General features: G+C 47.8%; 7 protein-coding genes. All 7 read left to right on the forward strand.

Features of this window, described 5'->3' with window-relative positions; all coding sequences use genetic code 11:
• Window positions 1-169 precede the first annotated feature (169 nt).
• The 7 genes from ACQW03_RS19610 to ACQW03_RS19640 all read left to right on the forward strand — a co-directional run bounded on the left by ACQW03_RS19610 (window position 170) and on the right by ACQW03_RS19640 (window position 12619).
• Window positions 170-2014 carry a sensor histidine kinase gene (locus ACQW03_RS19610; protein WP_441951304.1) on the forward strand — a complete coding sequence of 615 codons (1845 nt, stop codon included), beginning with the start codon at window positions 170-172 and terminating at the stop codon, window positions 2012-2014.
• A complete protein-coding gene (locus ACQW03_RS19615; RefSeq protein ID WP_441951306.1) occupies window positions 2007-3530 on the forward strand; it encodes a response regulator in 1524 nt (507 codons plus the stop codon). The genes ACQW03_RS19610 and ACQW03_RS19615 overlap by 8 nt, the downstream gene beginning before the upstream one ends.
• Before the next feature lie 187 nt (window positions 3531-3717).
• The gene (locus ACQW03_RS19620; RefSeq protein ID WP_441951308.1) at window positions 3718-5196 is read left to right on the forward strand and encodes an ABC transporter substrate-binding protein; all 1479 of its coding nucleotides are present in this window, start codon (window positions 3718-3720) and stop codon (window positions 5194-5196) included.
• A gap of 110 nt (window positions 5197-5306) precedes the next feature.
• Complete coding sequence (locus ACQW03_RS19625; RefSeq protein WP_220029967.1) at window positions 5307-6236, forward strand: ABC transporter permease; 930 nt, start codon at window positions 5307-5309, stop codon at window positions 6234-6236.
• 23 nt (window positions 6237-6259) lie between these two features.
• Window positions 6260-7180 carry a carbohydrate ABC transporter permease gene (locus tag ACQW03_RS19630; RefSeq protein WP_071642073.1) on the forward strand — a complete coding sequence of 307 codons (921 nt, stop codon included), beginning with the start codon at window positions 6260-6262 and terminating at the stop codon, window positions 7178-7180.
• A gap of 22 nt (window positions 7181-7202) precedes the next feature.
• Complete coding sequence (locus tag ACQW03_RS19635; RefSeq protein ID WP_441952441.1) at window positions 7203-9506, forward strand: glycoside hydrolase family 3 N-terminal domain-containing protein; 2304 nt, start codon at window positions 7203-7205, stop codon at window positions 9504-9506.
• Window positions 9506-12619, forward strand: coding sequence for an alpha-mannosidase (locus ACQW03_RS19640; protein ID WP_441951311.1), 3114 nt, complete (start codon window positions 9506-9508; stop codon window positions 12617-12619). The genes ACQW03_RS19635 and ACQW03_RS19640 overlap by 1 nt, the downstream gene beginning before the upstream one ends.
• Window positions 12620-12639 lie beyond the last annotated feature (20 nt).

The raw sequence follows: 12639 nt of genomic DNA on the forward strand, positions 1-12639 counted from the left end.
ATTTATCCCCCTAAAGATAATCAATAAAACGGTTTTAAAATAGAGGCTAAATTAAAGATATGGCGTTTAAATTAAAGAAAATCGCGCTTTTCATGAATGCGCTTACTTTTCTCCTGCGAAGGAATGGTATACTTTATTTACGCATCAATGATTCCGGAGGGCTTATACCATGAAAAGGGGTACTAGATACACTGCTTATTTTAAAAACAACATGTTCCTGAGGATACTAGTGTTGTTCTCCTGTATTGCGATTTTGTCCATAATTACAATTGCATATGTCACGTATTTATCCATTTCGCAATCCATTGTTCGGCGGGAACTGGATACCCAGAAAGCAGCTATGGAAAGTGTTGACCGCTATATCCATCTCCGGCATGAATCCGTCCAGAACATGGTGCGAGATATGTACCGGAATGAGGTTCTCTCGATGAATGTTTCCTTTTTTATGGACCACGCGTATTCCGAATATGTACAGCACCGCATGGACGAAATGTACATGGAGAGCCATGATTATTCAACAGATGTACTCACCTATTTTAAAAATTGGTTGGATGAAAATAGCGATATCAGCAATTTGATTTTGTACAGTGCCGACCAGCAATATCTCTCTACCTTCAATGAAAGCAAGCAATTCAAGCAATTCCCGGTGCATGCGGCGCGTTCCTTTGTACCGGATGTGATGGCTGCCGAAAGCAAAAGCGTCTCTGCTCCGAATTACTGGATTCGGAAGGCGGTCGATCAGTGGAGCCCCTCGTTATATTCGTTACAAGTCCCCATTAACAATAAGCAAACACTCAAAAATACCGGTCAGCTTCTAGTATTTCTAAATTCCAAAAGTATCTCCAATGCACTTGCCAGCTACGGGAACAACCTGAAGGGAGAAATTATCGTTCTGTCCACCCATGGAACCGTTCTGTTCGATTCAAGGAATAACTATTACGGAAAAACGTACCCATATGTGGAAGTGACCCGATCATTATATGACGATGTGGATTCCGATGCCGGGATCATTCAGGCGAAGCAAAATATGTATATTAACAAGCTGATTTCTCCGGACGAAGGGTATGTCGTGATTGGCGCTGTCCCTAATGAGGAAATGGCGGAATCGTATCGGGGTATCCGTAATACGATTTTGACAATCAGTGCCGTTTGTATTCTATTTGCTGTGTTGTTCCCTGCCTTTTTCGTCATTAACTTTGCTAGACGAACGAATCGAATTATTAAATTCACCCGTCAGGTGAAAAATGGCGATCTCACGGCCCGCATCCATGACCCCCAAGAGGATGAGCTGGGACAAATCTCTCGAAGCTTCAACGATATGCTGGACGATCTTAATCTATATATTGAACGGGTGTATAAAGCAGAGATCAAGCAAAAGCAAACGGAGCTTGTTGCCTTGCAGGCACGTATTCATCCACATTTTTTGTATAACACGCTTGAAGTGATACGTATGAGGGCGATTTCCCAGGGAGCCAAGGATGTAGGAGAAATGATCTATAGCTTATCGGTATTGTTCAAAAGCCTGGTTCAGCAGAAAAAAATATACACGCTTAAAGATGAATTGGAGGCTTGCAGATTATATCTTGAGTTGTTCAGAATACGCTACAAGGAAAGGTTCAATTACACGATTACGGTCGACCCCGAGTTGTATACTCGTTCTGTCATGAAGCTGATGCTTCAACCCATTATTGAGAATTATATTGTTCATGGTATCCAAAGCGACCGGAATGATAATGTGCTGACCATTGATGTGTGTGAAATGGGGGAGGTTCTGCTGGTTGAGATCCGTGACAATGGGAAGGGCATTGAAGGGGAGCGTTTGAAACAGATTCTGGAGGAACTGGAACGCCAGGAGGAAGACGGACAAATGTTTGGACTACGCAGTGTGCACACCCGACTTCGGTTTTTACACGGAGCCGATTCCGGGATTGAACTGGAGAGCCGCAGCGGCGAGGGAACGACGATTCGGGTACGATGCCCTAACAGAGAAGGGATGGATGCCATATATGTATAAAGTATTTATTGTAGACGATGAGCCTTTTATCATTGAGGGATTATACGATATTGTGGATTGGACCTCTTTTGGGCTAGAAATTGTCGGACATGCGGAAAATGGATCTTTGGCGCTGGAAGCGCTGGCCTCCAGACCCGTGGACGTACTGATTACGGACATTTCTATGCCGACGATGGATGGTCTCAGGCTGATTCATGAGGCGAGAAAGCTGCATGCCGACTTGAAGGCGATTGTGTTGAGCGGATTTAATGAATTTGACTACTTGAAGGAAGGCATGAAGCTGGGCATCGAAAATTACCTTTTGAAGCCGATTAATGTGGAGGAACTGGAATCCACTTTATGCAATACAACGGAGAAGTTGGACAGGTCCCGGTTGGATCAACAATATGAGACGTTTGGGGTGCAGGTTCTCAAGGAAAATACGTTGTACCGTTGGCTGACAGGACAAATTGCGCCTACAGAATTCAGGGAACGTGCTGAATTGATAGGTTTTTCGTTAAATATCCCCTTCATGGAGGTAGCCGTGTTACGGACGGAAGGGGATTCGGCAGGAATGCATCAACAGTTAAGGCAGTACATTCAACACCAGCCCGATTTAACATTGTTTCGCGATGTTGATGCGGTTAGTGTAATCATTGCCGCACTACCGAATTATGATGAGGGCAGACAGGACTTGTTAACGTTGTTGGAGGATTTTTCTGTTCAGTGGTCGACGGACGGGGAAGAAACGGTGTATATCGGGATAGGCAGCGCCGGTTCGCTTTCTGCAGCTCCACGCAGCTATAATGAAGCTAAAAAATCTTTGGAATATTTTATGATATATAATGACCGCCGGATCATTGACTATACAATGCTGGAGGAGAGCGAGGGCAACGTTGGTGAGACTTGTTCCATCGACTGGAAGGATTATGTGAAGCTGATTATAGCAAGAGACCTAGATGCGCTTACCGCACGAATTCAGAGTGATTTTGAGCAGCTTCAGCATCTTGAAAGTGTTACCCCGGATGAATTGCGGAATATGGCGCTGGAGCTGGTGATCCGGTTCAAGATGGAGCTGGAGAGCATCAAGCATTCCAATGAGTCGGAACGGTTTCAGCAGGGGCTTCACCAGATAAAATGCTGTACGACATTGGCAGAGCTGGTGAGTGCGCTTCAGCATGTGGCGACAGAGACGGTGAATTCACTGCTGCAAGATATGAAAAACCCTATCGTAAGTCAGGTGCTGTCCTATATCCATGTTCATTATGCCAAGGAGCTATCATTAAAAATATTAGGATACCAGTACCACCTTCATCCCGTTTATCTCGGTAAGTTGTTTCATAAGGAAACGGGCGAAACCTTTGCTGAATATATCAATCAGTACCGGATTAAAAAAGCCAAGGAACAGCTTAAAAACACCAATCTCAAGGTACACGAAATTGCGCGGAACGTGGGGTATTGGGAGACGGGATATTTTTATAAGCAGTTCAGAAAATATGTGGGCATTTCCCCGACAGACTATAAAGGATTGGGATAAATACCAGGTGTACATGGATTTCTTTAATTTGTACCTTGGTTTATTAAGTTTATCTTCTTTATGAAAGTGCTTACATTAGTTAAGGTTAACGTAGTTGCTTCATAAATGAGGATTTTGCAAAAATCCCATAAGCGACTTCCAATGAACAAGATAGGGTCAAATTCCAATTCATAAGGGAGGATCATACATGGGTAAAAGCAAAAGAAGCTACTCGCTTGTTCTAGTGATGTGTATGGTGTTGACGCTCATTCTCAGTGCTTGTGGAGGAAGCAGCGGTGGCGGGGAAACGACGAATGGAGGAGCGGAAAAACCGGTAGAACTGATCTGGTACACCATTGGTACGCCTCAAAAAGATGTCGATCGGGTGATGGAAGAGGTTAGCAAGTATACCCAAAAGAAAATAAACGCCACGATCAGAATGAAAATGGTCGATTGGGGCGACTACCCGCAAAAAATGCAGGTGAACGTAGCTTCGGGAGAGCCAATGGATATTGTATTTACGGCTTCCGGTGGCTTTGATTATGTGCAAAATGCCAGAAAGGGCGCATTCATGGAACTGGACGACTTGCTTGACAAGTACGGTCAGGATCTTAAAAAGACAATTGATCCTGCGTTTCTGGAAGGCTCTAAGGTGGATGGACATCATTATGGCATTCCTGCCAACAAGGAGCTTCCGCAGCAAGAGGTATGGCGGTTCAATAACAAATTGCTGATGCAATACAAGCTGGGCCTTTCAAATGTCCGCTCATTGGATAGCCTGGAGCCTCTGCTCAAAACGATTAAAGGAAATGAGCCTGGCGTAACTGCATTCGGCATGGACAAAAACTATGTTCCATATGTTCCATATGACTATATCATTCAAAACCTGCCGATGGCTGTCAAACTGGATACCAAGGATTATAAGATCGTAAACATCTTGGAAACGCCTGAAATGAAGCAGGCGCTGAAGACGATGCATAAGTATTACAAGGCCGGATACGTATCACCGGAAGCTGCAACCACAGGCTCGACCAATGATTTAACTACGTCCGGGAAATGGTTTCTGGATCGTGCGCAAACTCAACCGCTGGCCGATAACCTGTGGTCTGCAAGCTACGGCTATCCGGTGATATCGACACCTGCCAGCGATCCAATTGTGACCAATACGTCTGTACAGGGCTCCATTATGGCGATCTCGGCAAACTCGGCAAACCCTGAAAAGGCGATGCAGTTCCTGAACCTGCTGAATACAGATCCGGTATTACGTAATATGGTTGATTCCGGTATTGAAGGAGTGCATTACAAACAAACAGATGGCCAGTATATCGAAAATCTGGCTAATTCCAAAAACTATGATATGCCTTCGTATTCACTAGGCAACAATATGCTGTTGTATCTGAATCCGAATGATCCGGCTGATAAATGGGAGCAATTCAAGAAGTTCAATTCGGAAGGAAAAAACTCTCCAATCCTAAGCTTCAACTTTGACAGCAGTAAAGTATCTGCGGAGATGGCAGCCATTCAGAACGTCAAAGAGCAATTTTGGGCTTCGCTGATGACAGGCACGCTGGACCCGGACACGAATCTCCCGAAAGTGATTGAGAAATTCAAGCAGGCTGGTCTGGATAAGGTGATGGTGGAAGCGCAATCCCAGCTTGATGCCTGGAAGGAAAAAAACAGCAAATAATACTTTAATTCGTGAAATATAGAAGAGATCGGGCGGGTGTAAGTTACGCCCGGTCTTTTTCCAATAGCTATTTTAGCTGCTTTTCTCTTAACAGATTGGGGGGGATACCTATGGCCGCATTTTTCAAAAATGTGATGAGAAACAAAGTTATGCTGTTCATGGTGCTGCCCGGCGCTATCTGGTTCTTCTTCTTTTCATATCTGCCGCTGGTCGGGACAGTGGCTGCTTTCAAGCAATATCGTTTTAACAGGGAAGGATTCTGGGCCAGTATTTATACGAGCAAGTGGGTGGGTTGGGATAACTTCAAGTTTCTGTTCAATAACAACGATGCCTATGTCATCACGCGAAATACCCTTTTGTATAACCTGGTCTTTATTATTCTCGGACTTGTGTTTTCGGTAGCTATGGCTATTCTGCTCTCCGAACTGATTAATAAACGATTGGCGAAGCTGTACCAGACAGGGATGTTTCTCCCGTATTTCCTGTCATGGGTCATTGTGGGCTACTTTGCCTTCAGCTTTCTGAGCATGGATCGGGGGATGCTGAATCAAATTCTCGCAGGGTTCGGCATCCAGCCGGTTCAGTGGTATTCGGAGGCCGCTTATTGGCCGTACATCTTGATTCTAGTCAGTCTATGGAAGGCGATCGGATATAACAGTGTCGTTTATCTGGCTTCGATTTTGGGGATCGACAAATCCTTGTATGAAGCAGCCATGATAGATGGAGCCAGCAAGTGGCAGCAAATTCGTAATGTGACGCTCCCTTTGCTCTCGCCAATCATTATCATAATGACACTGCTTGCGGTTGGTCGGATTTTTTATGCTGATTTTGGTTTGTTCTATCAGGTTCCAAGAGATTCGGGCACCTTGTATTCGGTAACGAACGTCATCGACACCTATGTATATCGCGGGTTGAAAACGACAGGGGAAATTGGGATGAGCACAGCCGCAGGTTTGTATCAGTCGGTGGTTGGCTTCGTTCTCGTCATCCTATCCAATTATGTTGTGCGAAAAATAGATAAAGATAGCGCTTTGTTCTAAAAAAGAGGAGAGGGGTGTGGACTATGGCTTCCGGAAAAGAAAGAAAAAAACGAGATTTCCATCATATTTCACGGGGCTGGAATGTTGTTCTGAATGTGGTAGCAGGGTTGTTCGCGTTCTTGTGTGTATTTCCCTTTTTGTTCGTCGTCATTATTTCCCTAACCGATGAGAAAACGCTGGCGCGGGACGGATATCGGTTACTCCCAGCCCAATGGAGTCTGGAGGCTTATCGTTTCATATTTCGTACCAGTGATACGCTACTGCGCTCCTATGGGGTGACGATTGCTGTAACGGTCATCGGTACGGTGATCAGTCTCATTCTTATTTCATTATATGCGTATGCTATTTCACGAAAGAGCTTCCGTTATAGAAGATTTTTTTCGATTTTTGCAATTTTAACTATGCTCTTTAATGGCGGAATGATCCCGACCTATATGGTCGTTTCCCAATTGCTCGGGCTTAAGGATACGATTTGGGCTTTGATTTTACCGCTGGCTATGAATGCCTTTTATATTATGATCCTACGCACATTCTATAGCACCAGCGTGCCAGATGCCATCGTCGAATCAGCCAAAATAGATGGAGCAGGCGAGTTTTATACCTTTTTAAAAATTGTGCTTCCGCTCTCTCTGCCTGGACTTGCGACCATTGGTTTATTCAGCACGCTTGGTTACTGGAACGATTGGTTTAATGCCCTGTTGTATATTGACAATCCCAATCTGGTGCCACTTCAGTCCATGCTGATGCGGATTGAATCCAGCATTCAGTTCATCCAGCAAAATTCGCAGAATAGCTCTATGAGCCTGGCTGCGCTTCAATCCATTCCGCAGGATACTTCACGAATGGCGATGGTAGTACTGGCGACGCTACCTATTATATTCGCTTATCCATTTTTCCAGCGTTATTTTGTGCAGGGGCTTACGGTTGGGGCTGTGAAGGAATAACAGGGGAGGAGAGGGCATGACCATGTTGATTTATAAAGATAAAAGCAAACCGATCGAAGAACGGGTGGAGCACTTAATCGGTTTGATGACCATAGAGGAAAAGGTGGGACAGCTTGTGCAGCCCTTTGGCTGGCAAGTGTATGAGCACATAGATGGGGAATTGTCCCTACATCATGATTTCAAGCAGCAGGTGCAAAATGGGGGAGTTGGTTCCTTATACGGGGTACTTCGCGCTGATCCGTGGACCGGGGTGACCTTGGAGAATGGCTTATCTGCCAAGCAAGGGGCGGAGGCTGTGAACTTGATCCAACGCTATGCGGTAGAGCATTCCCGGCTGGGCATCCCGATACTGATCGGTGAGGAATGCTCTCATGGGCATATGGCGATTGACGGCACTGTGTTTCCGGTTCCGCTGTCCATTGGCAGCACATGGAATGTCGATCTGTACCGCGATATGTGCCGTGCGGTTGCGAGTGAAACTCGCGCTCAGGGTGGGGCGGTCACGTACTCGCCCGTGCTTGATGTTGTACGTGATCCGCGCTGGGGACGCACAGAGGAATGCTTCGGCGAAGATCCTTATCTCATCGGTGAATTTGCTGTTGCCGCAGTGGAGGGGCTTCAGGGGAAAAGCTTACTCAGCGAACATAGCGTAGCTGCTACATTAAAGCATTTTGCAGGCTATGGCAGCTCGGAAGGCGGACGTAACGCCGGACCTGTGCACATGGGCTGGCGCGAGCTTTTGGAGGTGGATCTGTATCCATTTCAAAAAGCGGTGGAAGCAGGGGCGCAATCTGTTATGCCAGCCTATAACGAAATCGATGGGGTCCCGTGTACAGTGAATGCTGAGCTATTGGACGATATTCTTCGTCAGGCGTGGGGATTTGACGGTGTGATCATTACGGACTGTGGCGCGATTGAAATGTTGGCGAGCGGGCACGATGTGGCCGAGGATGGATCGGATGCCGCTGTGAGGGCGATTCGCACAGGGATTGATATGGAAATGTCCGGCGAAATGTTCGGAAGTCATTTGGCCGAGGCGGTTCGCATTGGCAAGCTGGAGACGAGTGTGCTGGATCGGGCGGTTCGCAGGGTGCTCACGCTAAAATTCAGGCTGGGTCTGTTTGACAAACCGTATGTGGATGCGAAACGAGCGGAGCAGGTGATTGGTCAGGCGGAGCATATTCGCCTGGCTCGTCAGCTTGCGACCGAAGGGCTCGTGCTGCTTAAAAACGTCGATGGAACTCTCCCGCTGTCAAAAACCTCCAAGCGTATTGCGATCATCGGGCCGAATGCGGATCAGATCTACAATCAGCTGGGAGATTATACATCACCGCAGCCGAGATCCCGCGTGATAACTGTACTTGATGGTATCCGTAGCAAGCTAGGCAAGGATCAGTCTAACGTTCTGTATGCACCTGGCTGCCGGATCAAGGGAGAGTCCCGGGAAGGTTTTGAAAACGCTCTAGCATGTGCCGCTGAGGTCGATACAGTAGTGATGGTGGTTGGAGGGTCCAGCGCCCGTGATTTTGGGGAAGGGACGATTGATCTCAAAACAGGGGCATCGAAAGTATCGGAGCATGACTGGAACGATATGGAATGCGGTGAAGGCATCGACCGGATGACCTTGGGGCTTGCGGGCGTACAGCTCCAACTCATGCAGGAGATCTACAGTCTTGGAAAGGAACTGGTCGTCATTTATATGAACGGTCGACCGATTGCTGAGCCGTGGGTGGAGGAACATGCGCACGCCATTATGGAAGCATGGTATCCCGGTCAGGAGGGGGGGCATGCAATCGCGGATATTTTATTTGGGGATGTAAATCCTTCGGGACGTTTGACCCTCTCCATCCCTAAGCAGGTCGGTCAGTTGCCGGTATATTACAATGGCAAACGTTCCCGGGGCAAGCGGTATCTGGAGGACGATTCCGAGCCGTGCTATCCGTTCGGCTACGGTCTCAGCTACACGACATTTAGCTATGAAAGGCTTACATTAAGCACCAATTCGATCCGAGCGGACGAATCCGTTACGGTTACAGTCGATGTAACCAACACGGGTGAACGGGAAGGGGCTGAGGTGGTACAGCTTTATATCTCGGACATGGTGAGTTTGGTGACCCGCCCAATCAGGGAGCTCAAGGGCTTTTGCAAAGTTGTATTAAAGCCGGGAGAAACACGGACGGTTGAGTTTATTGTAGGCTCCGACAAGCTGCAATATATAGGGTGTGATCTACAGCCAGTCGTTGAGGCAGGGCGATTTTCTATTCAAGTAGGCAGGCACTCCAAAGATACCCTGTGTGCCGAATTGATCGTACGGGAGGATGAATAATGGAGCGTATCAAACGCCTGATTCGGGAATTGTCGGAATGCCAATGGCTGGAGAAGCTGGATTTGCGAAGCTGGAACATTACACGCTCCACTTACCAAACACCAGGTCAATACGAAGACGCCGCACCTTTATCGGAAGGACTGGACCTCAAGCGATTCCCCAGCAGTCAGGGGACGACTTATTTTTTTCAAACGCAGTTGGATGTACCGACAGCGTGGTTGAGAGAGCCTTTTGGATTGGTGTTTGAGTCCGGGGGAGAAGGATTGCTGCGAGTCAATGGTGCTTCCCATCACGGGCTTGATCGCAACCATACCTATGTCACGCTTAATCCGCAGACCATCGGGCCTTCACCGGTATTGGATATAGAACTGTTTGATCCTGTACCCGAACCCGTTGATCCACTTAATCGGCAGGCTGTCATTCAACCTCCGATTTCTTCTATTACAAGCTATCTTGTACGGCCAAACAAGCCTGTGCAGAGTCTGATGTATACCATTACCGTTATTAGCGAAGCCGCTCTACTGCTACCTGAGGGCGATATCCGCAAAATGCGCCTGCTGAAAGCTCTGTATGGGGTGATGGATTGCTTTGCGAATTTGGAGGAAGACGCCATTCGAGAAGGGGGAGCGATCTCAGCGACAGAAAAGGAGCTCATTCAGCAAGTTCAGGAGATCGGCGGAAATGCGCAAGGTTTGGAGCACATGGTAGGACAGTCGCACATTGACATTGCCTGGCTGTGGCCGATGCGCGAGACCGTACGGAAAACAAGCCGAACCTTCTCAACGGTGGATGCGCTGATGGATGAATACCCGGCATATCAATATGCACAGAGCCAGCCGCTGCTGTTCTCTTTTGTAAAGGAAAATGATCCAGAGCTGTATGAACGGGTCAAAGGGAGAGTCGCCGAAGGACGGTGGGAGCTGGTTGGGGGAATGTGGGTAGAGCCTGATTTGAACCTGCCCAGTGGCGAATCACTCATCCGCCAAATGCTGTATGGTCAGCGTTTTTACCAACAGGAATTCGGCAAAACCTCTCATATTGAATGGCTACCGGATACGTTCGGCTACTGTGCGTCCCTGCCGCAGATTTTAAAGCATGGGAAGATAGACTATTTTATGACGACCAAGCTCGGCTGGAATGATACAAATGTGTTTCCTTACGATTTGTTCCACTGGGTGGGCATCGATGGTACTTCGATGTTGTCCTACCTCAATCATGGCGTGAATGAAAATACACGGCCACAGGACATTCATGACCATTGGCAGTCCTATCGTGAAAAATCCGCTCATCCTGAGCACATGTTGCTCTATGGACATGGAGACGGCGGCGGTGGAGTTACGCGTGAAATGCTGGAATATATAGAGCGTTCTCCGCTAATGGTGGGACTACCTGCGAGTCGGTTCAGCACGGCGGGGCAGTTTTTCGCAGGCATAGATCAGGCGCATCCGAAGCTTCCCCAATGGCATGGTGACTTGTACCTTGAGTTGCACCGGGGAACCTACACGACCCATGCTCGCAACAAACGTAATAACCGGAAAGCGGAGGGAGTCTACCGCGAGGCAGAGCTATGGAGCACGTTGGCATTACCAAAGCTGGAGCCGAAGCAGGTGCAGGACATCTGTTCGGCATTGCATGAGGGCTGGAAGTTGATTTTGTTGAATCAGTTCCACGATATTATCCCCGGCTCTGCGATTACCGAGGTTTACGGCACTTCGGATAAGGAGTATCAGCAAATTTTCGAATGGGGACATGTCGGACTTCAACAGGGGATTACGACGCTGGCGGCTCAAGTGAGCACGGAAGGCTCGAGAACAGGAATGCCGTATCTTGTGTTTAACAGCCTGGGCTGGAGCCGTACTGCCGTGATCCATATCGCTATGGAATCGGCAAAGGGATTGTATGCCTACCACTACGCTAATGATGAAGCCGAGCGGCTGGACACCGATGTGGAGGAAGGCGGCATTTCGGTGCGTATTCCGGATATTCCTGCACTGGGCTACAAAACGATTTGGTTGGAGCGAGAACAGGCTCAAACAGGTGAGAAGCCCGAGATAGCTGTGATATCTGGATCGCTGGGGGATATCTGGGAGACGGGATTTTATAAGGTGCAATTTAATGAACGGGGCGAAATGATTCGTCTGCTGGATAAAGCGGCAAACCGTGAAATCTTGAAGCAAGGGGAACGGGCAAACCGTTATTATTTCTTCCATGACCGTCCAACGCTGTGGGATGCATGGGATTTGGATGACCGCTATGAGGAACAGGTAGCAGGAGAAGCCGAGTTGCTGGAAAAACAAGTAGTGCTCCAAGGGAAAACGAAGGATGTGCTGCGCTTCCGATGGCGAATCCATCAATCTGAAATGACACAGGATGTGATCTTTTATCATCATGAACGGCGAATTGATTTCAAGACGCATGTGAGCTGGAATGAAGCGCACAAGTTGCTAAAGGTAGGCTTTCCTATAGATGTGGTTACGGACAAGGCGACATATGAAATTCCTTTTGGTGCTTTGGAGCGGCCGACCCATCGGAATACGAGCTGGGAGCAGGCGCAGTATGAAGTGTGTGGACACCGATTTGCGGATGTTTCCGAGCACGGGTATGGCGTGAGTTTGCTCAATGATTGCAAATATGGCTACGACATTCAAGACAGCACCATGCGTCTGTCTCTGCTGCGTGCACCCAAATGGCCGGATAAAGATGCCGATCTGGGCGAGCACGATTTTACGTATTCGCTATATCCGCATGTGGGAGACTGGCGCAGCGCCCATACTTTGCGTCATGCGGCTGAGCTGAACCAAGATATGCCTGTTGTGCAACAGCAAAAGCACAGCATGGGAGTGCTGCCGAGCAGCGGATCGTTCATTAACTTTGATAGCCGTCACGTTGTGCTGGATACGATCAAGCCGGCCGAAGATGGACTGGGGACGATTCTTCGTTTGTACGAATCTTCTGGAGGACGGGAAACGATCAAGCTGATCTGGCCTTACACGTTCAACGTAGCCTACGTGTCGAATGCGCTGGAGGAACCCCTTCAGCCGCTTGAGCTGGAAGGCAGCTGTCTCAAGCTGTCTTTTACACCTTATGAAATTAAAACGATACGCTTGCAATAGATATGATAAAGGAGCGAAAA

Source organism: Paenibacillus sp. DRB1-1, from assembly GCF_052119485.1.
GTDB classification, from domain to species: Bacteria; Bacillota; Bacilli; order Paenibacillales; family Paenibacillaceae; genus Paenibacillus; species Paenibacillus polymyxa_B.